The organism is Streptomyces sp. NPDC054794 (assembly GCF_053611585.1).
The window spans coordinates 43258-68067 of sequence record NZ_JBSHAQ010000054.1 but is presented as its reverse complement, the minus strand read 5'-3'; the positions used below and the strand labels follow the sequence as shown (position 1 = coordinate 68067).

The window sequence follows — 24810 nt, the reverse complement described above, 5'->3', positions numbered from 1 at the left end:
CCTCCGCCCCCCCCCCTCTCGTCAACACACCCCCCGGCTGGGCCGGCCCCGGGCGGGGCCGTCCCCCCCCGTTTAACGGGTGGGGGGGGGCCGCCTTTGGGGGGGCCCCCCCCTCACTCCGTTCAGACCATCCAGCGGTCCGGCCGGGCGTCCCTGCGGCCCGTCCGTGATCGCTCCGCCTGCCCCCGCAGCAGCTCCGCGGCCTCCTGAGCGTCCCGCAGACGCGCTGTCACGCTCTTGTTGGCACCCGTATCCACGTGGACGTCCGCGAGCCGCCACAGGCGCTCCCAGGGGCCCTGGGTGAGCCGTACGCTCTGGACCTTGGCGTGCGGGACGAGTGCCAGCTTCCGGCGCAGCAGGCCGTGCCGCGCGGCGAACACGGCGTCCGTGACCGTGATCCCGTGCCCCCGCCACCACAGCGGCACACAGCGTCCGGCCCGCCGCGGCGGGCGCGCCAGGGCCGACGGCGGCGGCACGGTCACGCCGGGGAGCACGCGGGCGACGACCGCCTCGGCGATCGCGCGCGGGGCGACCGGCACCAGGACGGAGTTCGAGGACCCGGCCACGTCCAGCTCCACCCGCACCCGGCCCCGCGCCCGCCACAGCAGCGGTTCCACGATCCGCACGGTCTGCACCCGCCCCGGCGGCACGGTCTCGTGCGTGCGGTCGAGCAGCCCGTGGTCGATGCGCAGCCCGTCCGGAGAGTCGCCCACGGTCCAGTCGTACTCGGCGACGAACCGCCCCACACTGCTCGCGCCCGCCGCGCCGAGCAGCGGCAGGCCGGTGGCGAGGACCGTGACCACGCTGTGGGTGGCCAGCCACAGCACCGGCGGTACGACGAGCGCGGCGGCCAGGGAGCCCCAGGTGGCGCCCGTCAGGAGCAGCGCGACGGCGAGTTCGCGCGGCGGCACGCGGAGCAGCTCGCGCGCGGGTGCCTCCCCGACCTCGCGCGCCGTCTCGGGCGCGAAACCGGCCGCCCGCGCGAGCAGTTCCGCGCGCAGCGCGCGGGCCTCGTCCTCGCCCAGGAAGGCCAGTTCGTCCTTCTTGTCGGCCCCGACGACGTCGATCCTGAGCTTGGCGACACCGGCCACGCGCGCGAGCAGCGGCCGGCTGACGTCGACGGCCTGGATCCGCTCCAGCCGGATGTGCGCGGCGCGGCGGAAGACCAGGCCGGTGCGTATGCGCAGTTCGGTGTCCGTGACCGCGAAGTGCGTGAACCACCACGACAGGAACCCGTAGAGGGCGGCCGCCGGGACCAGGACGGCCAGCCCGATCAGCAGCATGGTCGTGGTCAGCTTCGTCAGCTGTGCCTGCGCCTGGTCCGGGTCGTGCACCGCCCATCCGGCGATCACGGCGACCGGTGCCCACGCCCGGCGGAACGGCGTCACGGGGTGCAGCCGCCGCTCGGCCACGGGGCGGGTGGGCCGTACGCCGTCCTCGACGCCCGGCGCCGTCACAGTCCCGCCGATCGGGCCTCGCCGAGCTCGGTGAGCCGGTCGCGCAGCCGCTCCGCCTCGGCCGGGTCGAGGCCGGGGATGGTGGCGTCGGTGGCCGCGGCCGCGGTGTGCAGCTGCACGCTGGCCAGGCCGAAGTGCCGCTCGACGGGACCGGAGGTGACCTCCACGAGCTGCATCCGCCCGTACGGTACGACGGTCTCCTCGCGCCACAGCACGCCTCGGCTGATCAGCAGGTCGTCGGCGCGCTCGGCGTACCGCCAGGAGCGCCAGTTGCGGCCGAGCAGCACCCAGCCCCACGCCATCAGGGCCAGCGGCACCAGCGCCGAGGCGGCCCAGGCGGGGCCGACCAGCAGACCGGGCAGCGGCCCCAGCAGGAGGGCCGCCAGACCCAGCCACACCACCAGCAGAAGTCGCCGCATCCGCAGCAGGCCGGGCGGCAGCCCGGTCCACACCGGCTCCGCCCCCGTCGCCTCGGCACCGGCCGAGCTCCCCGTCTCCATGGAGCCAGCGTACGTAGGGGAGACTGTGTCCATGACGCCCACCACGGAGACCACGGTCGGGATCGGCGGCGCCGCGGAGAGCACCGACATGGTGCTCAACATCGGCCCCCAGCACCCCTCCACGCACGGCGTGCTGCGGCTGCGGCTCGTGCTGGACGGCGAGCGCATCGTGCACGCGGAGCCGGTGATCGGGTACATGCACCGGGGCGCGGAGAAGCTCTTCGAGGCGCGCGACTACCGGCAGATCATCATGCTCGCCAACCGTCACGACTGGCTGTCGGCCTTCTCGAACGAGCTGGGCGTCGTCCTCGCGGTGGAGCGGATGCTCGGCATGGAGGTCCCCGAGCGCGCGGTGTGGACGCGTACGCTGCTCGCCGAGCTGAACCGGGTGCTGAACCACCTGATGTTCCTCGGGTCCTATCCGCTGGAGCTCGGTGGCATCACCCCGATCTTCTACGCCTTCCGGGAGCGCGAGGAGCTCCAGCACGTCATGGAGGAGGTCTCCGGCGGGCGCATGCACTACATGTTCAACCGCGTCGGAGGCCTGAAGGAGGACCTGCCGGCTGGCTGGACCGCACGCGCGCGTGCCGCCGTGGCCGACCTGCGCTCGCGCGTGGACGTCTTCGACGACCTCGTCCTCGGCAACGAGATCTTCCGGGGGCGGACCCGCGACGTGGGTGCGCTCACGCCCGAGGCCGTGCACGCGTACGGCGTGAGCGGGCCCATCGCGCGTGCCTCGGGCGTCGATTTCGACCTGCGCCGCGACGAGCCGTACCTGGCGTACGGGGAGCTCCAGGACACCCTGAAGGTGGTGACCCGCACCGAGGGCGACTGTCTGGCCCGCTTCGAGTGCCTGCTGGAGCAGACCCACAACGCCCTGGACCTCGCCGACGCCTGCCTCGACCGGCTCGCCGACCTGCCGCCCGGCCCGATCAACCAGCGGCTCCCCAAGGTCCTGAAGGCGCCGGAGGGCCACACGTACGCGTGGACCGAGAACCCGCTCGGCATCAACGGCTACTACCTGGTCAGCAAGGGCGAGAAGACCCCGTACCGGCTGAAGCTGCGCTCGGCCTCGTACAACAACATCCAGGTCCTGACCGAGCTGCTGCCGGGGACGCTGGTCGCGGACATGGTGGCGATCCTGGGGTCGATGTTCTTCGTGGTCGGAGACATCGACAAGTAGGGCCAAGTAGGGCCAAGTAGGGCGAAACAGGTCGGGCCGCCGGCGCCCGGCGGGGTCACTCCGGCCCGGTGTCCGGGGCGAGTGGGTCCGGAATGCCGACCGGCTGGAGCAGCCATCCGAAGTCGCCCAGGCCGCCCGGCGCGGTGAGTTCGGCGGCTTCTCCGGCGCTCGCGAGGGCGCGTACGTACGCGGTGGGGTCGGTGGTGGCGAGCGTGAGTGGGGGGCGCGCGCCCGCGAGGCCCACGGCGCGCAGTGCGGCGCGTTGCGTGACAAGGCGTGCACCGGGGAGCGTCGCGCACGCGTCCAGTGCGACATGCGCCGTGATGTCGCACGACCCGTCCGGCACGGGCGCCGTCTCGCGCCCCTCCCGGAAGCCGCTGAGCGTCCCGAACGGGGGGCGCGTGTCGGCCGTGTGCGCGTAGTCCACGGCCACCGCGAGCCCCCGCGCGACGCGGTCGACGGCGGACGCCCACGCGGTGTCCCGGGGCAGCCCGATCTCCGCGCGCAGCCCTTCCTCGGCCGGCAGCGGCCACCAGCGCGCGAGCCACTCCGCCTCCGGCCCCGACACGGGCGTGCCGAGCCGCTCGGCCCCGTCATCCCGTACGAGCACCAGTCGCGGCCGGCCGGCGGCGTCCACCTCCGCGACCTCCACCGGCACGTTGTCCAGCCACTCGTTGGCGAAGAGCAGCCCGCTGACGTCGTGCGGGGGTTCGCTCAGCCAGGTGATCCGGGGGTCGAGCCCGTCGGGGCGGTCGGCGATCTCGACGGCGTACCCGCGCGCGCGGGCGGCCACCTCGGCGGGCAGCGCGGCGAGCACGCCGGTGACCAGTTCGCCCCGTCCCGCCCCCATGTCGACGAAGTCCAGCGTCGCGGGGTGCCCCAGTGTCTCGTCGACGCGGCACAGCAGCCGCGCCACGGCCCCGGCGAACAGCGGCGAGGCGTGGACGGACGTACGGAAGTGCCCGGCCGGGCCCTCGGGACGCCGGTAGAAGCCGCCCGGTCCGTACAGGGCGGCCTCGGTGGCCGCCCGCCAGCCGCGCCATTCGCCGGCCGCCGTCCCGCCCCCGGGAACACCCGCTGTCTCGTCCGTCACCGCAACAGATTAGGCGCACAGGTGATCACGTCCTCCACCTTGCGGAGTATGCGCGCGGGGCACGGATCGGCCCTCCGGTTGACCCCCGCACACACCGCGCTTCCCTACTCTGGGTTACGTGCAGCGCCTTTATGACTTCCTCCGCAGGCACCCGACATGGGTCGACACCTTCTGGGCCGTCGTCCTCTTCGGGCTCTCCGGCGTGAGCGTGATGAGTGTCGAGAGGGCGCCCGAGCACCACATGTCGCTCGGCGGGGGACTGGCCGTGTCCGCCGTCCTGAGCCTCGTCGTCGCGCTGCGCCGCCGCTACCCGGAGGCGATGCTGCTGCTGGCCCTCGCGACCGGGCTGGCCCAGCTGGTCCTGGACGTCGAGACGACCGTCGCCAACTTCGCGATGCTGGTGATCACCTACACGGTCGCCATGATCGGCGCGCGCTGGGCGTCGCGGCTGGCGCTCACGGTGAGCCTGGGCGCGGCGATCCTGGCGCAGATCCGCTGGCCCGAACACCAGACGAGCTTCCTCGGCCAGGTGGCGATAGTCGTGTTCCAGACGGTGCCCTTCGCGCTCGCCTGGGTGCTCGGCGACTCCATGCGCACGCGGCGCGCCTACTTCGCGCAACTGGAGGAGCGCGCGGCCCGGCTGGAGAAGGAGCGCGAGGCGCAGGCCAAGGTCGCCGTCGCCGCCGAGCGCGCCCGGATCGCCCGTGAGCTGCACGACGTGGTCGCGCACAACGTGTCGGTGATGGTGGTGCAGGCCGACGGCGCCGCCTACGTCCTCGACGCCGCGCCCGACCAGGCAAAGAAGGCCCTGGAGACGATCTCCTCCACCGGCCGCCAGGCCCTCGCCGAGATGCGCCGCCTGCTGGGCGTGCTGCGCACCGGCGAGCACCAGGAGAGCGGCGAGTACGTCCCGCAGCCCGACGTCGAGCAGATCGACGAGCTCGTGGAGAAGTGCCGCACCTCCGGCCTGCCCGTCGACTTCAAGGTGGAGGGCACCCCGCGCCCGCTGCCCAGCGGCGTCGAGCTCACGGCGTACCGCATCGTGCAGGAGGCGCTGACCAACACCCGCAAGCACGGCGGCGAGAACGCCGGCGCCAGCGTGCGGCTGGTCTACTTCGACGACGGGCTCGGACTGCTCATCGAGGACGACGGCAAGGGCGCCCCGCACGAGCTGTACGAGGAGGGCGGCGCCGACGGCCAGGGCCACGGCCTGATCGGCATGCGCGAGCGGGTCGGCATGGTCGGCGGCACTCTGGACGCGGGTCCGCGCCCTGGCGGAGGATTCCGGATCAGCGCGCTGCTCCCGCTCAAGCCGGCGCATTGACGCTGACGCCCGCCCCCTGTTGACACCTGTCACACCCCCACTTCACCCGCCCACGGAAACGGAAGAGACCCCCATGACGATCCGCGTGATGCTCGTCGACGACCAGGTGCTGCTGCGCACCGGGTTCCGGATGGTGCTCGCGGCCCAGCCGGACATGGAGGTCGTCGCGGAGGCGGGCGACGGCGTCGAGGCCCTGCAGGTGCTGCGCTCCACGGCCGTCGACGTCGTCCTGATGGACGTCCGCATGCCGAAGCTGGACGGCGTCGAGACCACCCGCCGTGTCTGCTCCGAGCCCGACGCGCCGAAGGTGCTGATCCTGACCACCTTCGACCTCGACGAGTACGCCTTCTCCGGGCTGAAGGCGGGCGCCTCCGGCTTCATGCTCAAGGACGTGCCGCCCGCCGAGCTGCTGACCGCGATCCGGGCCGTGCACAGCGGCGACGCCGTCGTCGCACCCTCCACCACCCGCCGTCTCCTGGACCGCTTCGCGCCCATGCTGCCGAGCTCCGGCGGGGAGCCGCGGCAGCGGGAACTGGAGCGGCTGACCGAACGCGAGCGCGAGGTCATGGTCCTGGTCGCCCAGGGCCTGTCGAACGGCGAGATCGCCGCCCGGCTGGTCCTGTCCGAGGCGACGGTCAAGACCCATGTGGGCCGCATCCTGACCAAGCTCGGTCTGCGCGACCGGGTGCAGGTGGTGGTCCTGGCGTACGAGACGGGGCTGGTCCGGGCGGGCGGCCACGGCTGACCGTGCCGGTACGGGGCGGCGGCTCCGGCTGACGGTGCCGCCGGCTCCTCGGGGCCGGGGTCCCGGGCCGGGGTCCGGGCCGGGGATCAGCGCAGGACGCCCTCGATGAAGTCGCTGCCCAGGCGGGCGACCGCCGACAGGTCCAGCTGGTGCTGGGCGTAGCGGCCCCGGCGGCGGGTGGTGACCAGGCCGGCCTTCTTCAGCACGCTCAGGTGCCGGGATATCTCGGGCGGCGTCATGCCGTGCGCGTCCGCCAGTTCGCTCGTCGTGTGCGGGGCGCGGGCGAGCTGCCGGCACAGCCGCATCCGCACCGGGTGCGCGAGCGCCTCCAGGCGGCGCGTGAGCTGTTCGACGGACGGCGCCTGCGGCCGGGAGCCGCTGACCGGGTAGGAGATCGACGGTTGCCAGCCGAACCGGTGCAGGACCATCACATGGGGCCGGCCCAGGCTGGTCGGGACGAGCACGAGGCCGCCGTCGCCGGTGGCGGTGCGGCCCACGAGGAGCTTGTCGACCGTCACGATCCCGGCCTCCTCGTCGACGGACACCGCGCTGGACAGCGAGGTGAGCGCTTCCGTGAGGCCCTTGCGGCGCAGCAGCTCGGTCCGGTGCCGGGCGTCCGCGGCCAGCTGCGGCTGGACCCGGGCCCAGATATCCGCGAAGAACGCGTCGTCGCAGTCCCGCAGCAGCTGCCGCAGCCAGGCGCGGACGGCGGGCGGGTCCGCCAGCAGCCGACGGGTGAACCGCTCCTGGACCGTGCCACGCGCCGCGGCGAGCCCCAGGGCGCGCCGGCGCGCCGCCGGATCCTCCAGCGAGCCCGCCTCCGGCACGTCGTAGCGGTGCCGGCAGGTGAATTCGAGCGCCGCGTGCACGAACTGCTCGTCCGTCAGCTTGTCCAGCAGGTCCAGTTCCTCGGCGAGCGTGGCGCCCGGCACCGCGCGGCCGCCCGGGATCCCGGCGAACGGGGCGAAGACGTCGGAGAACGTCGTGCGCCACAGGAAGTCCGCCTCGCACAGCCGGTCCGCCAACCCGGGTTCCAGCCGCGCCGAGACCGCGGTCGCCCAGCCCTGGAGCTCGGGGTGGTGACCGGGCTCGCTGAGCGCGTGCAGCGCCATCCCCAGTTCACCCAAGGGCGACGGCACGACGGAGATCCGCTCCGGCGGCAGCCCGGTGATGTCGATGGTCACGCTCATGCCCCCATGGTGCACCGGACCACCGACAACGCCCGCGCCCGCGTCCTAGCCGTCGGCCTGCGCGCCGGCCTCCTGGGCCAGCCGGACCGCGAAGTCCGCGACCGCCGCCTCGACGGCGGCGGCCGTCCACTCCAGGCCGGCCGCTCCCACGGTCACCTCGGTGAAGGCCAGTCCGGGCCCGCCCCGGGTCCACAGGCCCGCGAAGAGGTACGTGCCCGTCTCCTCGGCCTGGCGCAGCGCCGCCCGCGTGATCACGTCCGGGTCGTACGGCAGCCAGACCTGGAACTGGTGGGTGTGCGGCTCCTCGGGGTGGACCCGGGACCACGGCAGCCCGGCCGCGGCGAATCCCTCGCGCAGCGCGGCGGCCACCACGCGCGCGTGCCGCACGTACTCCGGCAGCCGGGGCAGCTCCCGTTCCAGGCCGACGAGCGCCGAGAGCACGGTGGGGAACTGCTGGAAGATCATGCCGCCGTAGCGGTGCCGCCAGGTCTTCGCCTCCTCCACCAGCGGCGCCGGTCCGGCCAGCGCGGCACCGCCGAAACCGTCGAGGGACTTGTAGAACGACACGTAGACGCTGTCCGCGAGGGCCGCGATCTCGTCCAGGGGGCGGCCGAAGTGGACGGTGGTCTCCCACAGGCGGGCCCCGTCGAAGTGCACCACCGCGTCGCGCTCCCGGGCGGCCGCCACCACCTCGGTGAGCTCCTCCCAGGTGGGCAGCACGAAACCGGCGTCCCTGAGGGGAAGTTCCAGCATCAGCGTGCCGAAGGGCTCGGGGAAGTCGCGTATCTCCTGCGCCGTGGGAAGCCGCGGCTCGTCGGCCACCCGGACCGGGCGCAACCCGCTGACCCGGGTGAACGCACCTCGCTCGTGCACCTCGGGGTGGGCCAGCGCGTGGAGGGCGACGGTGGGGTCGTTGGTGCGGGCCGCCCAGCAGCGCAGGGCCACCTGCTGCGCCATCGTGCCGGTCGGGAAGAACGCGGCGCCCTCCGTGCCCAGCAGCGCGGCGACCCGCTCCTCCAGGGAGGCCACGATCCGGTCGCCGTAGATGTCCGTGCCCTCGTCCAGGTCGTAGACCTGGGGCGCCGCCTCCTGCAGCGCCGCGAGCCGTCCGCGGATCGTGTCCCGCGAACCCTGGCGCGCCAGGACGCGCCGGGCCTTCCGGAAGGCGGCCGTCCGCCGCTCCCGCAACAGCTCCTGTGCCGACCGCTCTTCACCCTGCTCAGCCGAATCGCTCATGCCGGGGATCATGCCCTGCCCCGTCCGGGAGGGCATCCGTGTTTCCGGGCGGCGAGGGCGTGGGGAAACCCACAGCCTGTGGATGACCCGACCGGTGCTCCAGGCGATAGCGTTAACATGACGAGAAATCGTCCGGTACCCAGAGCGGACTGGAACGGGAAGGCCTCTGTCGCGTGAGTACAGACCAGCAGCCAGACCTCAAGGACCGCCCCGCGCGGCTCACCGTCGGCGTCGTCGGCGCCGGTCGTGTGGGCCCCGCGCTGGCCGCGTCCCTCCAGCTCGCCGGGCACCACCCGGTGGCCGTCTCCGGGGTCTCCGACGCCTCCCGGCGGCGTGCCGCACAGCTGCTGCCCGACGTGCCCCTGGTGCCGCCCGCCGAGGTCCTCCAGCGCGCCGACCTGGTGCTGCTCACCGTCCCCGACGACACCCTGCCGGACCTCGTGACGGGCCTCGCCGAGACCGGCGCCGTACGGCCCGGCCAGCTGCTGGTTCACACGTCCGGTCGGTACGGCGCCCGGGTCCTCGACCCGGCCCTGCGCGTGGGCGCGCTGCCGCTGGCCCTGCACCCCGCGATGACCTTCACCGGCACCCCGGTGGACGTCCAGCGGTTGGCGGGCTGCTCCTTCGGCGTCACCGCCCCCGACGAGCTGCGGCTGGCCGCCGAGGCCCTCGTCATCGAGATGGGCGGCGAACCCGAGTGGATCGCCGAGGAGAACCGCCCGCTCTACCACGCGGCCCTCGCCCTCGGCTCCAACCACCTGGTCACCCTGGTCGCCCAGTCCATGGAGCTGCTGCGCACGGCCGGCGTCGAGGCCCCCGACCGGATGCTCGGCCCGCTGCTCGGCGCCGCCCTGGACAACGCCCTGCGCTCCGGCGACGCGGCGCTGACCGGGCCCGTCGCGCGCGGTGACGCGGGCACGGTCGCCGCGCACATCACCGAGCTGCGCAAGCACGCCCCGCAGACCGTCGCGGGCTACCTGGCGATGGCCCGCGCGACCGCCGACCGCGCGCTCGCCCACGGTCTGCTGAAGCCGGAGCTCGCCGAGGACCTCCTCGGCGTGCTGGCCGGTGGTGACGGGGACGCCCGATGAGCGGCGCCGCGCTCCAGATCGTGACGGAGGGCCGCCCGATGGCGCGCGAGCCCGAGAACGGAGACCTTCGATGACCACCGCCCTGCTGAGCACCGCCGACGAGCTGCACGCGCGCGTGCGCCGCGGTCGCCGTGCCGTCGTGATGACCATGGGCGCCCTGCACGAGGGTCACGCCACGCTGGTCCGCGCCGCGCGCGAGCTGGCCGGGCCCGACGGCGAGGTCGTCGTCACCGTCTTCGTCAATCCGCTGCAGTTCGGCGCGGGCGAGGACCTCGACCGCTACCCGCGCACCCTGGAAGCCGACCTGAAGATCGCCGAACAGTCGGGCGCGGACGTCGTGTTCGCCCCGTCCGTGGACGAGGTCTACCCCGGCGGCCAACCCCAGGTGCGGGTCACCGCCGGTCCCATGGGCGAGCGCCTGGAGGGTGCCTCGCGGCCCGGTCACTTCGACGGCGTGCTCACCGTCGTCGCCAAGCTGCTGCACCTCACCCGCCCCGACGTGGCCCTGTTCGGGCAGAAGGACGCCCAGCAGCTGGCCGTGATCCGGCGCATGGTGCGGGACCTCAACTTCGGCATCGAGATCGTCGGCGTGCCGACCGTCCGCGAGCCCGACGGCCTGGCCCTGTCCAGCCGCAACCGCTACCTCTCGCCGTCGGAGCGGCACACCGCCCTCGCCCTCTCCCAGGCGCTGTTCGCGGGCGCCGACCGGCACGCGGCCCAGGAGGCGCTGCGCGCGCGGGCCCGCGAAGTGCCCTCCACGCGTGCGCGTGCCGAGGCGCTCAGCGCCATAGGGGAGTCCCGCGCGGCCGCCGACGCGCACGCCGTCGCCAAGGCGGCGCCCGGCGGCCCGGCGGCCGTCCGCGCGGCCGCCCGCCTGGTCCTGGACGAGGCCGCCCGGCTCGACCCGCCGCTGGAACTGGACTACCTCGCCCTGGTGGACCCGTCCGACTTCGCCGAGATCGGCGGCGACTTCACCGGTGAGGCCGTGCTCGCCGTCGCGGCCCGGGTCGGGACGACCCGGCTGATCGACAACATCCCCCTGACCTTCGGAACCTTCGGAGCCGCCTCGTGACCAGCACAGGCATACGACTGCACGCACCCGCCCCCGGGTGGTCCATCGCCGCGGACGTGGTGGTCGTCGGTTCCGGTGTCGCCGGACTCACGACGGCCCTGCGCTGCGAGGCGACCGGTCTGCGGACGGTCGTGGTCACCAAGGCCCGCCTCGACGACGGCTCCACCCGCTGGGCCCAGGGCGGCATCGCCGCGGCCCTGGGCGAGGGCGACACCCCCGAACAGCACCTGGACGACACCCTGGTCGCGGGCGCGGGCCTGTGCGACGAGGACGCCGTACGGATCCTCGTCACCGAGGGCCCCGGCGCGGTGCACCGGCTGATCTCCACCGGCGCCCACTTCGACACCGACGACGAGGGCGACATCGAGCTGACCCGCGAGGGCGGCCACCACCGCCGTCGCATCGCGCACGCCGGCGGCGACGCCACCGGGGCGGAGATCTCCCGGGCGCTCGTCGAGGCCGTACGCGCGCGTGGGCTCCGTACGATCGAGAACGCGCTGGTCCTGGACCTGCTGACGGACGCCGACGGGCGCACCGCGGGCGTGTCCCTGCACGTCATGGGCGAGGGCCAGCACGACGGCGTGGGTGCCGTGCACGCCCCGGCGGTCGTCCTCGCGACCGGCGGTATGGGGCAGGTGTTCTCCGCGACCACCAACCCCTCCGTCTCCACCGGCGACGGCGTCGCCCTCGCCCTGCGCGCGGGCGCGGAGGTCTCCGACCTGGAGTTCGTGCAGTTCCACCCGACCGTGCTGTTCCTCGGCGCCGACGCGGAGGGCCAGCAGCCGCTGGTCTCCGAGGCGGTGCGCGGCGAGGGCGCCCACCTGGTCGACGCCGACGGCGTCCGCTTCATGGTCGGGCAGCACGAACTGGCCGAGCTCGCGCCCCGGGACATCGTCGCCAAGGGCATCATGCGCCGCATGCAGGAGCAGGACGCCGAGCACATGTTCCTCGACGCCCGGCACTTCGGCGCCGACATGTGGGAGCACCGCTTCCCGACGATCCTGGCCGCCTGCCGCGCCAACGGCATCGATCCGGTCACCGAGCCCATCCCGATCGCCCCGGCCGCCCACTACGCCTCCGGCGGCGTGCGCACCGACGCCCGGGGCCGGACGACGGTCCCCGGCCTGTACGCGTGCGGCGAGGTCGCCTGCACCGGCGTGCACGGCGCGAACCGGCTCGCCTCCAACTCCCTGCTGGAGGGCCTGGTCTACGCCGAGCGCATCGCCGCCGACATCACGGCCCGCCAGGCGGACAACCGCCTCCACGCGCGCGTGCCCGAACCGGTCGAGCACCCGGACACGCCCGCCCACCCGCTGCTCGCCCCCGAGGCCCGCTTCACCATCCAGCGGATCATGACCGAGGGCGCCGGCGTGCTGCGCTCGGACGAGTCGCTGGCCAAGGCCGCCGACCAGCTCCAGCGGCTGCACACCGAGGCCCGCGACGCCCTCGACGAGAACGGCAAGACCGCCGAGCCCGGCGTCGACACCTGGGAGGCCACCAACCTCCTGTGCGTGGCCCGCGTTCTGGTCGCCGCCGCGCGGCAGCGCGAGGAGACTCGTGGGTGCCACTGGCGCGAGGACCGGGCCGACCGCGACGACGCCCGGTGGCGGCGCCACATCGTCGTACGGCTGAATCCGGACCGGTCCTTGGCCGTCGGCACCACGGACACCGCAGACTTCCCCCCTACCCGGCACCACCCGCGTCCCCAGGAGCAGTGACACAAGTGAGCACGGACGATCTTCCCCTCGCCTCGAACGGAGGCTGCGGCGACGGCTGTGGCTGCGGCGCGGAAGCCGACGAGGAGTACCTGGAGTGCGGGCTCGACCCCGCGCTCGCGCAGCTGCTGGCGGACGCCGGACTCGACCCCCTGGAGGTCGAGGACATCGCCAACGTCGCCATCCAGGAGGACCTAGACCACGGCGTCGACGTCACGACCGTCGCGACCATTCCCGAGGAGGCCGTCGCCACCGCCGATTTCACCGCGCGCGAGGCCGGTGTGGTGGCGGGCCTGCGGGTGGCCGAGGCCGTGCTGTCCGTGGTCTGCACGGACGAGTTCGAGGTCGAGCGGCACGTCGAGGACGGCGACCGGGTGGAGGCCGGGGACAAGCTCCTGTCGGTCACCACGCGCACCCGCGACCTGCTGACCGCCGAGCGCAGCGCGCTCAACCTGATGTGCCGCCTGTCCGGCATCGCGACGGCCACGCGCGCGTGGGCGGACGTGCTGGAGGGCACCAAGGCCCGCGTGCGTGACACCCGCAAGACGACGCCTGGCCTCAGGGCGCTGGAGAAGTTCGCGGTGCGCTGCGGCGGCGGCGTCAACCACCGCATGTCGCTGTCGGACGCGGCGCTGGTGAAGGACAACCACGTGGTCGCCGCCGGTGGCGTCGCGCAGGCCTTCGAAGCCGTACGGGAGGCCTTCCCGGACGTGCCGATCGAGGTCGAGGTGGACACCCTGCACCAGCTGCGCGAGGTGGTGGACGCGGGCGCCGACCTGATCCTGCTGGACAACTTCACGCCCATGGAGTGCGAGGAGGCGGTGGCGATCGTCGACGGCCGGGCGATGCTGGAGGCCTCCGGCCGGCTCACCCTGGAGAACGCCAAGGCCTACGCGGACACCGGCGTGGACTACCTGGCCGTCGGCGCGCTCACCCACTCCTCGCCGATCCTGGACATCGGCCTGGACCTGCGCGAGGCGGAGTAACAGCCATGCTCCTCACGATCGACGTGGGCAACACGCAGACCGTTCTCGGCCTGTTCGACGGCGAGGACATCGTCGAGCACTGGCGGATCTCCACGGACCCGCGCCGCACGGCGGACGAGCTGGCGGTGCTGCTGCAGGGCCTGATGGGCATGCACCCGCTCCTCGGGGAGGAGCTCGGGGACGGCATCGACGGCATCGCGATCTGCGCGACCGTGCCGTCGGTGCTGCACGAGCTGCGCGAGGTGACGCGGCGCTACTACGGCGACGTGCCCGCGGTGCTGGTGGAGCCCGGCGTGAAGACCGGCGTGCCGATCCTCACCGACAACCCCAAGGAGGTCGGCGCGGACCGCATCATCAACGCGGTGGCCGCCGTCGAGCTGTACGGGGGGCCCGCGATCGTCGTGGACTTCGGTACGGCGACCACCTTCGACGCGGTGTCCGCGCGCGGGGAGTACATCGGCGGGGTCATCGCGCCCGGCATCGAGATCTCCGTCGAGGCGCTCGGCGTCAAGGGCGCGCAGCTGCGGAAGATCGAGGTGGCCCGGCCGCGGAACGTGATCGGCAAGAACACGGTCGAGGCCATGCAGGCCGGCATCGTGTACGGGTTCGCCGGGCAGGTCGACGGCGTGGTGAGCCGCATGGCCCGCGAGCTGGCCGACGATCCCGAGGACGTGACCGTGATTGCCACGGGCGGGCTGGCGCCGATGGTGCTGGGCGAGTCGTCGGTGATCGACGAGCACGAGCCCTGGCTGACGCTGATCGGGCTGCGGCTGGTCTACGAGCGGAACGTCTCGCGCATGTGAGGCGCGGGCGCGGGAGTGCGCGCCGGCAGCCGCCAGGCGGGTGGCTTGACGGCGCCACACCCGGATTCGATGTCGGGTTTGTCTGATTAGCGCGTATCTTCGGTGCATGCCCACGCCACACGGATCCCGCGGCGGCATGGCGTTCGGCGTGGAGGAGCTGCGTGTGCTCCGTCGCGCTCTCGCCCTCGCCCTTCACCCCGGCCCCGCCTCGGCAGAGGACGTCCAGGACTGTCTCCGGCTCGCCGAGTCGCTAGACGAGGCGATGCGCGAGGGCGCCCGGCTGCGCGCCTTCCTGGTGGCCGACCTCGCCCGGTACCGCGCCGCCCTGCCCGGCACCGCCGCCGGCTATCTCACGCTCCTGGAGGAGGCGCTGCGGGCCGGGTACTGCCCGACGGGCGACGACCTCGCCGCGCTCGGCGCGCTGCGCGCGAACCCGGTCGCGGCCGCCCTGCTGGTGCGCTGCGAGGCGCTGGGCGGCGGGGTCGTACGGGCGCGCACCGAAGGACCGGCCCGGCGCAGGGCCGGCACCATGCCCGGCATCCCCGCCCCGGCCCCCGCGCCCGGCACCGCCGCTCCCGGCGGCTCCGCCCCCGAGGCAACCGCCCCCGCCGCCTCCGCCCACGTCCCCGCCTGCCGTCAGCGGCTGCTGGCCATCCCCGGCGGCCGCCCGCAGGGCAGCGAGCGTCCCGCGGAGAAGCCCGCGCCCAAGCCCACCCGGAAGCCCGCCGAGCGCCCGGCGGAGCCGCCGGCTACGGAACCCCCCGCCCCGAAACCGCACCGCCCGATCCCCACTCCGGGTGAGGTCTTCCCCCGCCGCAAGCCGAACCCGCCCTCCGAAGATCCCCCGCAGCAGCGGCTCGCGGCGGGGTGAGGACGACGGCGCGGCGGGGGCACCCCGGCCGGGACGGGCCGGATGCCGTGGCTACCCTGGAGGCATGGACTACGTCTCCGCGCTCGTGCCTCCGGTCGTCATGGCCGTGTTCTTCATCGGTGTGGTCAGGGTGATCGTGAAGACCCAGGGCGGGGCCGCCAAGGCCAAGGAGGACGCGGCCGTCGACGCCGCCCTCGCGGGCTCGGAGGGCGTCCGCAAGGTCTCCGCCGGCGGCGACGCCTGAAGAAGCCCCGGCCCCGCCCCGGCACCGGCCGGACCTCTTGGCGTACGGCTCGCACTTTCGAGCCGTACGCCCTTTTTGCCCCCGTTTGCAACTGAAAGTGCACGTCCGGCACGCCATTGCCGGGATCTCCCACTATTGTTCTGAGCTGTGCCTCGCCCATTGGGAGAACTCGAAGACGCGGTCATGACGCGGGTGTGGAAGTGGAACCGCCCGGTGACCGTTCGAGAAGTCCTGGAAGACCTTCAGCAGGAACGGTCCATCGCCTACACCACCGTGATGACCGTTTTGGACAATCTCCATCAGAAGGGCTGGGTGCGCCGTGAGGCGGAAGGCCGGGCCTATCGATATGAGGCCGTCTCCACGCGGGCCGCGTACGCCGCCGCCCTGATGAACGACGCCTGGTCGCAGAGCGACAACCCCGCCGCCGCTCTCGTCGCCTTCTTCGGGATGATGAGCGCCGAACAGCGCCAGGCCCTCAGCGACGCCGTACGCATCGTCCAGGGACCGGAAACCCCGGATACCGTCACCGATACCGGGGGCGATACCGGGGACCAGAACCCCGGCTCGGCACAGGACGGCGGCGACCGATAGCGTCCGCTCATGTCCGCAGAGCGCCCCGAAGTCACCCCGAAAGCCATCACCGTCCGGCGGGCCCGGACCAGCGATGTGCCGACCGTGCGCCAGCTCCTCGACGCCTACGTCCGCGACCGCATCCTGCTCGACAAAGCGACGGTGACGCTTTACGAGGACATCCAGGAGTTCTGGGTCGCGGAACGGGGCGCCGGCCCAAGTACCGAGGTGGTCGGCTGCGGCGCACTGCACGTGATGTGGGAAGACCTCGCGGAAGTCCGCACTCTCGCGGTGAAGCCCGGACTGAAGGGCGCCGGCGTCGGGCACCAGTTGCTGGAGAAGTTGCTGGAGACCGCGCGTTGGCTCGGCGTTCGCCGCGTATTCTGTCTGACCTTCGAAGTGGACTTCTTCGGGAAGCACGGCTTCGTGGAGATCGGCGAGACGCCGGTGGACACGGATGTCTACGCGGAGCTCTTGCGTTCCTATGACGAGGGCGTCGCGGAGTTCCTCGGTCTCGAACGAGTGAAACCGAACACCTTGGGCAACAGCCGGATGCTTCTGCATCTGTGATCGCCGGGCTTCGCCGGATATTCCGGCCCTCCGGGCTTGCCCAGGTTCCCTATGTCCGAAACGCGCATGTTTCCGGGGTCGGGGTACCCCCTGAGTCTCTCCCAGGGGTTTGTGTTTTTCCCGCAAAAGCGGTTTGCTTTCCGACGTACTGCAGTACTGCATATAACAGGGGGCGGCGAAACGGCGGACGCCGCACACCCCCGGCCCTCAAGTTATCGATGAAAGGAAATCCGGTGGCACAGAAGGTTCAGGTCCTTCTTGTCGACGACCTCGACGGCGGCGAGGCGGACGAGACCGTGACGTTCGCGCTGGACGGCAAGACGTACGAGATCGATCTCACGACCAGCAATGCGGACAAGCTGCGCAGCCTTCTCGACCCCTATGTGAAGGGTGGTCGTCGTACCGGAGGCCGTGCCTCGGGCGGGCGCGGAAAGGCCCGTGCCGCTTCCGGTGGCAGCCAGGACACCGCGCAGATCCGTGCCTGGGCGAAGGAGAACGGTTACGAGGTCAACGACCGCGGCCGCGTTCCCGCGTCCATCCGTGAGGCCTACGAGAAGGCCAACGGCTGAGAAGCCGACGGCCCGGCGCATGCGCGCCGCAGCCGGATCCGGTGGCACTGTGTCGCCACCGTGTCCACCAGTCGCACGAGATCGGGGGCGCCCCCCACGACGCCCCCCATGGCCGACAAGCTCGGCAGCGATGCCTCGACCCCGCATCCCGGCTCGGGGGGCCGCAGCCACACGGCGGCCCCCTGCATGCGGCCGGACCCGGACCCGGACGACCCGACAAGCGGTCGCGGTCCGGTGGAGACCGGCTCGGGGGGCAGTGGCGCGTCCATGCGCCCGTCCGCGCCCAGCGCGACCAGGTCCAGGGCCAGCGAGCCCCACTCCAGCCAGTCCAGCAGCCCCGGCAGCTCCTCCGCGCCGCCCGCGGCCACCAGTAGCCGCATCCGGTCGCCCTGCAGGGCCACGGGAGAGCCCGGCCCCAGGCGCCGCAGCGCCGCGGCGCCCGCCTCGGCCGGTACGTCCAGGACGTCGAAGCGCAGGCCGGTGCGGAGCCCGACCGGCTCACCGGGCACTGTCGCCCACCCCAGTTCGTTCTCGTACCAGTGCCGGATCCAGGTGCCGGAAGCGCCCGGATCGCGTCGGCACCGCCGCTGACCGTGCGGATCGAGTGGACGACGGGGGAGTGGTACCCGTGGGACTGCGCAAGCCATGCCAACTGCAACCGTCGCGAACGCCCGAGAGTTACGCTGGGTGTATCGACGGTTGCGCACAGTGCCGGAAATGGGGGCGCGTGGGGGGCTGGGGAGGCGCAAGGTTGTTCGCCCATAGCGGAGGGAACCGGTGCGCTCGGCATGGACTGTCCGTCGCTGCGGGTAAGACATCCCTAGTGGGAGGGGGCGACACGCAGGACGGGACGTCTCACGTTCGCCATCGGCGTACTGGCGAGTGGGGTAACTGCCTGGCCTGCGGGAACATCGTCTCGCACCATCGGGTTGGAGCAGATGTCGGCGTTCGGGGTCAGGAGGCCATCGACGGTGTCGGCAGTTGGAATGAGCGGTCCCCGCTTGCGGGACTAAGCTGCGGAAGGACAGGGAGGGGAAGTTCCCCCCACTGCCTGACCGCTCTGAGGAGCGATTAACGATGTTCGAGAGGTTCACCGACCGCGCGCGGCGGGTTGTCGTCCTGGCTCAGGAAGAAGCCCGGATGCTCAACCACAACTACATCGGCACCGAGCACATCCTCCTGGGCCTGATCCACGAGGGTGAGGGTGTCGCCGCAAAGGCCCTGGAGAGCCTCGGCATTTCGCTTGAGGCGGTCCGCCAGCAGGTGGAGGAGATCATCGGCCAGGGCCAGCAGGCCCCGTCCGGGCACATCCCCTTCACTCCCCGTGCCAAGAAGGTCCTGGAGCTGTCGCTCCGCGAGGCCCTCCAGCTGGGCCACAACTACATCGGCACGGAGCACATCCTGCTCGGCCTGATCCGTGAGGGCGAGGGTGTCGCCGCCCAGGTCCTGGTCAAGCTGGGCGCCGATCTCAACCGGGTGCGGCAGCAGGTCATCCAGCTGCTCTCCGGCTACCAGGGCAAGGAGACCGCCACCGCCGGCGGGCCTGCCGAGGGCACCCCCTCGACGTCCCTGGTCCTCGACCAGTTCGGCCGGAACCTCACCCAGGCCGCTCGTGAGTCCAAGCTCGACCCGGTCATCGGGCGCGAGAAGGAGATCGAGCGGGTCATGCAGGTGCTGTCCCGCCGTACGAAGAACAACCCGGTCCTGATCGGTGAGCCCGGCGTCGGCAAGACCGCCGTCGTCGAGGGCCTCGCCCAGGCCATCGTCAAGGGCGAGGTGCCCGAGACCCTCAAGGACAAGCACCTCTACACCCTGGACCTCGGCGCGCTGGTCGCCGGCTCCCGCTACCGCGGTGACTTCGAGGAGCGCCTGAAGAAGGTGCTCAAGGAGATCCGCACCCGCGGCGACATCATCCTGTTCATCGACGAGCTCCACACGCTGGTCGGTGCGGGTGCCGCCGAGGGCGCCATCGACGCGGCTTCCATCCTGAAGCCGATGCTGGCCCGCGGCGAGCTGCAGACCATCGGTGCGACCACCCTGGACGAGTACCGCAAGCACCTGGAGAAGGACGCGGCCCTGGAGCGCCGCTTCCAGCCCATCCAGGTCGCCGAGCCGTCCCTGCCGCACACGATCGAGATCCTCAAGGGTCTGCGTGACCGGTACGAGGCCCACCACCGCGTCTCCATCACCGACGAGGCGCTGGTCCAGGCCGCCACCCTGGCCGACCGGTACATCTCCGACCGCTTCCTGCCGGACAAGGCGATCGACCTGATCGACGAGGCCGGCTCCCGGATGCGCATCCGCCGGATGACCGCTCCGCCGGACCTGCGCGAGTTCGACGAGAAGATCGCCGCCGTCCGCCGGGACAAGGAGTCCGCGATCGACTCGCAGGACTTCGAGAAGGCCGCCTCCCTGCGCGACAAGGAGAAGCAGCTCCTGGCCGCCAAGGCCAAGCGGGAGAAGGAGTGGAAGGCCGGCGACATGGACGTCGTCGCCGAGGTCGACGGCGAGCTGATCGCCGAGGTCCTCGCCACGGCCACCGGCATCCCGGTCTTCAAGCTGACCGAGGAGGAGTCCAGCCGCCTGCTCCGCATGGAGGACGAGCTCCACAAGCGGGTCATCGGCCAGGTCGACGCCGTCAAGGCGCTGTCGAAGGCGATCCGCCGTACGCGCGCCGGCCTCAAGGACCCGAAGCGTCCGGGTGGTTCGTTCATCTTCGCCGGCCCGTCCGGTGTCGGTAAGACCGAGCTGTCCAAGGCGCTCGCCGAGTTCCTCTTCGGCGACGAGGACGCGCTGATCTCCCTCGACATGTCGGAGTTCAGCGAGAAGCACACGGTGTCGCGTCTCTTCGGTTCGCCCCCCGGCTACGTGGGCTACGAAGAGGGCGGTCAGCTGACCGAGAAGGTCCGCCGCAAGCCGTTCTCCGTCGTCCTCTTCGACGAGGTGGAGAAGGCCCACCCGGACATCTTCAACTCGCTGCTGCAGATCCTGGAGGACGGTCGTCTGACCGACTCCCAGGGCCGGGTCGTGGACTTCAAGAACACGGTCATCATCATGACGACCAACCTCGGCACCCGGGACATCTCCAAGGGCTTCAACCTGGGCTTCGCGGCCACGGGTGACACGAAGTCCAACTACGAGCGCATGAAGAACAAGGTCCAGGACGAGCTCAAGCAGCACTTCCGGCCCGAGTTCCTGAACCGCGTCGACGACGTGGTCGTCTTCCCGCAGCTGACGCAGGAGGACATCCTGCGGATCGTCGACCTGATGATCAGCAAGGTGGACGAGCGCCTCAAGGACCGGGACATGGGCATCGAGCTCTCCCAGTCCGCCAAGGAGCTGCTGGCCAAGAAGGGTTACGACCCCGTGCTGGGTGCCCGGCCGCTGCGCCGCACCATCCAGCGCGAGATCGAGGACACGCTCTCCGAGAAGATCCTCTTCGGCGAGCTGCGCCCGGGTCACATCGTGGTCGTGGACACCGAGGGCGAGGGTGAGACCAAGACCTTCACCTTCCGCGGTGAGGAGAAGTCGGCCCTGCCGGACGTCCCGCCGATCGAGCAGGCGGCCGGCGGAGCCGGGCCGAACCTGAGCAAGGACGCCTGACCCTCAGCGGGTTGAGCCGAAGAAAGGGGCCGGTGCTTTCGAGCACCGGCCCCTTTCGCATGCGCCGGGGAGAATCGCGACTACGACAACTGACCGTTGTAGTCCGGCAGCTTGTACGTCTTCTCGGCGTGGCCGCCCGACAGGTCGGTGGCGCTGTTGCCGATGTTCGCGATGATGTCGTAGCCCTTGTTCTCGATGTCGACGCGCTGGGCGGTCTTGTAGGCGGCGACGTCCTTGAAGAGATCGAACAGGCCGCGCACGTACAGGCCGGAGACGTCGTAGCCGTCGTGTTCGAGGTTGTACTCGGTGGGCCAGTAGATGATGCCCGGGCGAGCGGTGACGAAGAACAGGGAGACGCCGTGCTCCTGGGCGTACTTGGCCACGTTCAGGACCGGCTTGTTGGCCGGCTGCGGGTACGTGAAGCCGAAGTCGGTCTCCAGGGTGGTGTTGTCGATGTCGAAGACGATCGCCTGCTTCTCGCCCGGCTTGGCGGCGGCGATACGGGCCTTCAGGTACGGCAGGGCCTGGTCCATCACCGTCTGGCAGTCCTTCTGCCAGGTGGTGTAGTCGACCTTGGCGGCGGAGCTGCTCGTGGTCGCGGAGTCGCTCGCGGCCGCGGCGTCGGCCGGCGCGGCCATCGCGGCCAGGGCGGCCACGGAGACGGCGGTCACGGATATGCGGCGCGCCCAGGGGCGTCTGGTCATCGGTGGGGGTCCTCTCACGTCCGTACGCTGCATGCGCCTGGTGTCAGGTGCATGATTCGAGGTGCGGGTGGCGCGAGGGGAACCGTAGGGTTACTGAACGGTAGGCATATAGACAGGTACACGGAGACGTACGTCACACCGAGCTGTGTACGCGGGTGAGGACGGGCGTCACCGGGAACGCGTCGACAACCTCCGGCCGGATACGGGTGGTTGGGGTGGCGGGCACGATTTCGAGGGCGCGCAGGTGGGGGAACGTACGGCGGATGTGGTCGACGTCCTCCTCACCCGTGAACCTGTTGAGCCGCACCTTGGTGACCCCGGGCAGCGGCGGCCCCTCCCAGCCGACGGTGTTCCAGTTGATGCGCAGCTCGTCGAGTTCGGGCAGGAGGGCGATCTCCTCGTAGTCCTTGGGGAGCAGATCACCCGACAGCGTCGCCAGACTCAGCTGCTTCAGTGAGCGCAGCCGACGCAGTCCGCGCAGGGCGGTGAAGGCCAGCGCGTTCTTGGCGAGGCGCAGATAGCGCAGCGGAACGTCCTGGGGGAGTGCCTCGCCGAGGGAGTCGGCGTCCAGCAGCGTGCCTATGTCGAGCGCGCGCAGGGTCGGATGGCCGTCCAGCGGGGCCAGGGCTCCCGGCTGCTCCAGGGAGCGCATGGAGGTCACGGACAGCCAGCCCAGGGGCAGCCGGGCCACCGGGGCGAGGCTGTCCACGTGCGGGCACGAGCTGAGGTCCAGGGAGTTGAGCCCGTGCAGTGACGACAGACAGGACAGGCTGCGCAGCGTGGGGTTGTCGTGCAGATTGAGGGAGGTGACCGTGTCCGGCAGCCCGGTGCGCACCTCCTCGTCCGGGATCTCGCCCATCACCTGGAGCGCGGGGCGCCCGCCCAGTTCCCGCAGCAGGCGCAGATGTTCGCCGGAGTGGGCGCAGAAGAACAGTTCCTCGGGCCGCAGATGGGCGACGACCTCCCGCGCGTACGTCCGCGCCGGGAAGCGCATCCACGTCCAGGACAGCTGGGACCGCACCATGACCGCCGGATGCTCGCGGAACCGCGCCAGCACCGGCAGCGCCGCCTCCGTCCCGATCAGCGACGCGGTGACGACGACCGCTCTGGCCTCCTCGTCGCTCAACCCCTCGGGCCCCGGCAGCAGTTCCAGCGCGAGCGGACCGACGAAGGCCAGCGCACGCGCCTCCTCCGTGCTGCGGGGCGGGATGAGGGCGGCCGCGTCCTGCTCCACTGCGGTCCGGACGGCCGGGTCGAGCTGCGTCGCGTGTTCCAGCGAGGCCAGCGCGAGCAGCCGTACCCGCGTGCTCTCGGCCCCCTCCAGACGCCGCGCCGAGGCGGTCAACCCGCTCAGCAGCTCCGCCCGTTCCCGCGGCCGGGCATGGGCGACGGCCATCCGTACGACGTCGGCCCACTGCTCGTCAGCGGCGCCCCGCACCAGCAGCCCGAAGTCCCCGTCCTCCACCGCCGCCTTGGCCCCCAGGTAGTCCTGGAAGGTCCGGTGGACGAACTCCACGGTGCCGACGACGGGTTCGCGCAGCAGACCGCTGCGCAGCAGCAGATGGCCGAGGATGCGCCCGGCGTCGCCCTGGGAGGCGGCGGCCGGCAGGGACGGAAGGACGTCCGCCACGATCCGCTCCGCCCGCTCGCGGTCCATCTCGGACTGGTTGTTGCGGATCAGCCAGTAAGCGAGCCGCTGGAGCAGCTGGATCTGCGGAAGCTCGCCGAGGTGCACGCCGCCGTCCGCGCCGTTGCCGCCGCCCCGGTCCGGGAACATGTCCCGCTCCTCGTCGCGGCGCGCCAGCAGCATCGACAGGGCCGCGTCGTACAGCTCCTGGCGGCCGTGCGGGAGGTAGCCGCGGCGGTCGCGGTGCAGGGCGCAGATCAGCCCGCACATCAGGGGGTTGGTGGCGAGGCGACCGAGGTCCGGCTTGGTCCGGACGGCGTCCAGCAGGGTGTGCTCGTAGCCGTCGAGGCGGTCCAGCTCGGCCTCCGGGGCCTCGGCGCGGGCCGCCGTGTGCCAGCGGGTGACGAAGGCGGCCACGTCGTCCCGGCTCATCGGGGTCAGGGCCAGCTCCGTGAAGCCGTCGGCGGTGAGCCAGTCCTCGCGTACGGCGGAGGGGCGGGAGGTGACCAGCCACTGATTGCCGGGATACACCTCCAGCAGCTCGCGCAGCCAGCGGCGGGTGCGCTCGCGCTCCCGCTCCGGGATCTCGTCGACGCCGTCCACGAGCAGCAGCCCGCGGCGGCCGGCGAGCACCCGGTCCGCCCAGCCGTCGGGCTGGGTCGCGTGGAAGGGGACGCGTACGGCGGGCAGGAAGGCGTCCGGGGCCGGGAGCCCGTCGGGGCGGCGGACCAGCGTGCGCAGCGGCAGGACGAAGGGGATGCGGTCACCGCGCTCGCCGCGGGCGGCCGTCACGGCGAGCCACTGCACGAGGGTGGTCTTGCCGGAGCCGGCCACACCGCGCAGCAGGACCCGGTCGCGCTCGGCCAGGGCCTGGTCGGCGGGCCGCGCGGTGGCCGCGGCGGCGATCCGCATGCCGCCGGGTCCACTCGCCTCGTCGTCCTCGGCCGGGCCCAGCGCCCGCAGGCTGAGGTAGGCGGCGTCCAGGGGCCAGCGGTCGGGGGAGTTGACCAGGTCGATGCCGTAGATCATCAGCCGGCTGTGCTTGGTGGCGATGTGGCTGAGATAGCGCTGCTCGAAGGCGGCGTCCGTACCGCCGGGCGGGGGCGTGCGGGCGATCAGCTCGTCGACCTTCGCGATCAGTTCGCGCTGCCCCCGGGTCTGCTCGACCAGCGTGCGGGCCACGAAGGAGGAGCGCTGGGTGAAGAAGTTCAGGATGTGCAGGCAGGCCGTGATCAGCAGCCGGCGGTAGAGCAGGCTCGCGTCGAGCCCGAGGTCGCGGTCCGGGTTTCCGGCGGCGGACCGGAGCGCGTCGGCGAGGGCCTCGTGACCGAGCTCCACCGCCTGCACGTCCGTCATGGCGAGGTCGCCGAGGGCGTGCAGGGTGTCGGCCAGGGCCAGTGTGACGGGTTCCTGGTCGGCGGGAGCCACGGGAAGCTCACCGCCGCCGGCCAGGGCCCGCCGGACCAGCTCCTTGGCCAGCTTCCCGAGGTCCTTCCGGTCCAGCGTCCGCTTCTCGCCCCTGAAGGAGACGAGTCCGGATATGCGGACCGGCTTGTCCACGAGGGCGGCGCCGGGTGGTTCGGCGGCGAAGAGCTTCTTGATCAGGGGGGTGACGACGCTGGAGGCGAGCTTGGCGCCTATGGGGGTGGGGTCCATG

Annotated in this window: 22 protein-coding genes; 14 read left to right on the top strand and 8 right to left on the bottom strand. The window is 72.2% G+C overall.

The window, feature by feature from the left end; all coding sequences use genetic code 11:
• Positions 1-122: 122 nt before the first annotated feature.
• Entirely contained in the window at positions 123-1457 is a 1335-nt protein-coding gene (locus ACWGKT_RS38985; protein ID WP_453277390.1) for a PH domain-containing protein, read from the bottom strand.
• Positions 1454-1957 carry a PH domain-containing protein gene (locus ACWGKT_RS38980; RefSeq protein ID WP_453277389.1) on the bottom strand — a complete coding sequence of 168 codons (504 nt, stop codon included), beginning with the start codon at positions 1955-1957 and terminating at the stop codon, positions 1454-1456. Before ACWGKT_RS38980 ends, ACWGKT_RS38985 begins: the two co-directional genes overlap by 4 nt.
• 31 nt (positions 1958-1988) lie before the next feature.
• Between ACWGKT_RS38980 and ACWGKT_RS38975 the strand changes: the two genes are divergently transcribed.
• The gene (locus tag ACWGKT_RS38975; RefSeq protein WP_235457263.1) at positions 1989-3140 is read left to right on the top strand and encodes an NADH-quinone oxidoreductase subunit D; all 1152 of its coding nucleotides are present in this window, start codon (positions 1989-1991) and stop codon (positions 3138-3140) included.
• Positions 3141-3195: 55 nt separating this feature from the next.
• Here the strand turns inward: ACWGKT_RS38975 and ACWGKT_RS38970 are convergent, their stop codons facing one another.
• The gene (locus ACWGKT_RS38970; protein ID WP_453277388.1) at positions 3196-4233 is read right to left on the bottom strand and encodes an SAM-dependent methyltransferase; all 1038 of its coding nucleotides are present in this window, start codon (positions 4231-4233) and stop codon (positions 3196-3198) included.
• A gap of 118 nt (positions 4234-4351) precedes the next feature.
• On the opposite strand from ACWGKT_RS38970, the gene ACWGKT_RS38965 reads away from it, so the two are divergent.
• Together ACWGKT_RS38965 and ACWGKT_RS38960 are read left to right on the top strand one after the other, a co-directional pair.
• Positions 4352-5557, top strand: a complete 1206-nt coding sequence (locus tag ACWGKT_RS38965; protein WP_356147713.1) for a sensor histidine kinase — start codon at positions 4352-4354, stop codon at positions 5555-5557.
• A 73-nt stretch (positions 5558-5630) separates the two neighbouring features.
• Entirely contained in the window at positions 5631-6302 is a 672-nt protein-coding gene (locus tag ACWGKT_RS38960; RefSeq protein ID WP_356147715.1) for a response regulator transcription factor, read from the top strand.
• An 86-nt stretch (positions 6303-6388) separates the two neighbouring features.
• Here ACWGKT_RS38960 and ACWGKT_RS38955 read toward each other — a convergent pair whose 3' ends face one another.
• Both ACWGKT_RS38955 and ACWGKT_RS38950 read right to left on the bottom strand, forming a co-directional pair.
• Positions 6389-7492 carry a DUF5937 family protein gene (locus tag ACWGKT_RS38955; RefSeq protein ID WP_453277387.1) on the bottom strand — a complete coding sequence of 368 codons (1104 nt, stop codon included), beginning with the start codon at positions 7490-7492 and terminating at the stop codon, positions 6389-6391.
• Positions 7493-7537: 45 nt separating this feature from the next.
• Entirely contained in the window at positions 7538-8728 is a 1191-nt protein-coding gene (locus ACWGKT_RS38950) for a threonine aldolase family protein (RefSeq protein ID WP_453277386.1), read from the bottom strand.
• A gap of 173 nt (positions 8729-8901) precedes the next feature.
• On the opposite strand from ACWGKT_RS38950, the gene ACWGKT_RS38945 reads away from it, so the two are divergent.
• The 10 genes from ACWGKT_RS38945 (at position 8902) to ACWGKT_RS38900 (ending at position 17219) form a co-directional block, all read left to right on the top strand.
• Positions 8902-9819, top strand: coding sequence for a Rossmann-like and DUF2520 domain-containing protein (locus ACWGKT_RS38945; protein ID WP_356147723.1), 918 nt, complete (start codon positions 8902-8904; stop codon positions 9817-9819).
• A 70-nt stretch (positions 9820-9889) separates the two neighbouring features.
• The gene (gene panC, locus ACWGKT_RS38940) at positions 9890-10891 is read left to right on the top strand and encodes a pantoate--beta-alanine ligase (protein ID WP_453277385.1); all 1002 of its coding nucleotides are present in this window, start codon (positions 9890-9892) and stop codon (positions 10889-10891) included.
• The gene (locus ACWGKT_RS38935; RefSeq protein WP_453277384.1) at positions 10888-12609 is read left to right on the top strand and encodes an L-aspartate oxidase; all 1722 of its coding nucleotides are present in this window, start codon (positions 10888-10890) and stop codon (positions 12607-12609) included. The genes panC and ACWGKT_RS38935 overlap by 4 nt, the downstream gene beginning before the upstream one ends.
• Positions 12610-12614: 5 nt before the next feature.
• Positions 12615-13592 (top strand): carboxylating nicotinate-nucleotide diphosphorylase, encoded by a 978-nt coding sequence (nadC, locus tag ACWGKT_RS38930; RefSeq protein WP_453277383.1) that lies wholly within the window; start codon positions 12615-12617, stop codon positions 13590-13592.
• A gap of 5 nt (positions 13593-13597) precedes the next feature.
• Complete coding sequence (locus ACWGKT_RS38925) at positions 13598-14395, top strand: type III pantothenate kinase (protein ID WP_453277382.1); 798 nt, start codon at positions 13598-13600, stop codon at positions 14393-14395.
• Positions 14396-14531: 136 nt separating this feature from the next.
• On the top strand, positions 14532-15266 hold the full coding sequence (locus ACWGKT_RS38920) for a hypothetical protein (RefSeq protein WP_453277391.1): 735 nt from the start codon (positions 14532-14534) through the stop codon (positions 15264-15266).
• Between the two features lie 64 nt (positions 15267-15330).
• A complete protein-coding gene (locus tag ACWGKT_RS38915; RefSeq protein ID WP_453277381.1) occupies positions 15331-15510 on the top strand; it encodes a hypothetical protein in 180 nt (59 codons plus the stop codon).
• A gap of 183 nt (positions 15511-15693) precedes the next feature.
• Positions 15694-16101 carry a BlaI/MecI/CopY family transcriptional regulator gene (locus ACWGKT_RS38910; protein ID WP_453277380.1) on the top strand — a complete coding sequence of 136 codons (408 nt, stop codon included), beginning with the start codon at positions 15694-15696 and terminating at the stop codon, positions 16099-16101.
• Positions 16102-16110: 9 nt separating this feature from the next.
• Positions 16111-16650, top strand: coding sequence for an amino-acid N-acetyltransferase (locus ACWGKT_RS38905; protein WP_453277379.1), 540 nt, complete (start codon positions 16111-16113; stop codon positions 16648-16650).
• Positions 16651-16883: 233 nt separating this feature from the next.
• A complete protein-coding gene (locus tag ACWGKT_RS38900; RefSeq protein WP_453277378.1) occupies positions 16884-17219 on the top strand; it encodes a histone-like nucleoid-structuring protein Lsr2 in 336 nt (111 codons plus the stop codon).
• On the opposite strand, the gene ACWGKT_RS38895 is transcribed toward ACWGKT_RS38900, so the two are convergent.
• Positions 17198-17866, bottom strand: a complete 669-nt coding sequence (locus tag ACWGKT_RS38895; protein ID WP_453277377.1) for an SCO3374 family protein — start codon at positions 17864-17866, stop codon at positions 17198-17200. The two genes, ACWGKT_RS38900 and ACWGKT_RS38895, sit on opposite strands and share 22 nt — an antisense overlap.
• A gap of 430 nt (positions 17867-18296) precedes the next feature.
• Between ACWGKT_RS38895 and ACWGKT_RS38890 the strand changes: the two genes are divergently transcribed.
• On the top strand, positions 18297-20822 hold the full coding sequence (locus ACWGKT_RS38890) for an ATP-dependent Clp protease ATP-binding subunit (RefSeq protein ID WP_356147746.1): 2526 nt from the start codon (positions 18297-18299) through the stop codon (positions 20820-20822).
• Between the two features lie 80 nt (positions 20823-20902).
• On the opposite strand, the gene ACWGKT_RS38885 is transcribed toward ACWGKT_RS38890, so the two are convergent.
• Together ACWGKT_RS38885 and ACWGKT_RS38880 are read right to left on the bottom strand one after the other, a co-directional pair.
• Positions 20903-21526 (bottom strand): HAD family acid phosphatase, encoded by a 624-nt coding sequence (locus tag ACWGKT_RS38885; RefSeq protein ID WP_453277376.1) that lies wholly within the window; start codon positions 21524-21526, stop codon positions 20903-20905.
• Positions 21527-21659: 133 nt separating this feature from the next.
• Positions 21660-24809, bottom strand: coding sequence for an NACHT domain-containing protein (locus ACWGKT_RS38880; RefSeq protein ID WP_453277375.1), 3150 nt, complete (start codon positions 24807-24809; stop codon positions 21660-21662).
• Position 24810: the final 1 nt, after the last annotated feature.

Excerpts from the sequence above, each read along its gene's own strand:
- panC (WP_453277385.1), top strand. The coding sequence starts at position 9,890 with ATGACCACCGCCCTGCTGAGCACCGCCGACGAGCTGCACGCGCGCGTG.
- ACWGKT_RS38895 (WP_453277377.1), bottom strand. The coding sequence starts at position 17,866 with ATGGCTTGCGCAGTCCCACGGGTACCACTCCCCCGTCGTCCACTCGAT.
- ACWGKT_RS38920 (WP_453277391.1), top strand. The coding sequence starts at position 14,532 with ATGGCGTTCGGCGTGGAGGAGCTGCGTGTGCTCCGTCGCGCTCTCGCC.
- ACWGKT_RS38885 (WP_453277376.1), bottom strand. The coding sequence starts at position 21,526 with ATGACCAGACGCCCCTGGGCGCGCCGCATATCCGTGACCGCCGTCTCC.
- ACWGKT_RS38915 (WP_453277381.1), top strand. The coding sequence starts at position 15,331 with ATGGACTACGTCTCCGCGCTCGTGCCTCCGGTCGTCATGGCCGTGTTC.
- ACWGKT_RS38910 (WP_453277380.1), top strand. The coding sequence starts at position 15,694 with ATGACGCGGGTGTGGAAGTGGAACCGCCCGGTGACCGTTCGAGAAGTC.
- ACWGKT_RS38890 (WP_356147746.1), top strand. The coding sequence starts at position 18,297 with ATGTTCGAGAGGTTCACCGACCGCGCGCGGCGGGTTGTCGTCCTGGCT.
- ACWGKT_RS38905 (WP_453277379.1), top strand. The coding sequence starts at position 16,111 with ATGTCCGCAGAGCGCCCCGAAGTCACCCCGAAAGCCATCACCGTCCGG.
- ACWGKT_RS38975 (WP_235457263.1), top strand. The coding sequence starts at position 1,989 with ATGACGCCCACCACGGAGACCACGGTCGGGATCGGCGGCGCCGCGGAG.
- ACWGKT_RS38880 (WP_453277375.1), bottom strand. The coding sequence starts at position 24,809 with ATGGACCCCACCCCCATAGGCGCCAAGCTCGCCTCCAGCGTCGTCACC.
- ACWGKT_RS38960 (WP_356147715.1), top strand. The coding sequence starts at position 5,631 with ATGACGATCCGCGTGATGCTCGTCGACGACCAGGTGCTGCTGCGCACC.
- ACWGKT_RS38950 (WP_453277386.1), bottom strand. The coding sequence starts at position 8,728 with ATGAGCGATTCGGCTGAGCAGGGTGAAGAGCGGTCGGCACAGGAGCTG.
- ACWGKT_RS38980 (WP_453277389.1), bottom strand. The coding sequence starts at position 1,957 with ATGGAGACGGGGAGCTCGGCCGGTGCCGAGGCGACGGGGGCGGAGCCG.
- ACWGKT_RS38925 (WP_453277382.1), top strand. The coding sequence starts at position 13,598 with ATGCTCCTCACGATCGACGTGGGCAACACGCAGACCGTTCTCGGCCTG.
- ACWGKT_RS38955 (WP_453277387.1), bottom strand. The coding sequence starts at position 7,492 with ATGAGCGTGACCATCGACATCACCGGGCTGCCGCCGGAGCGGATCTCC.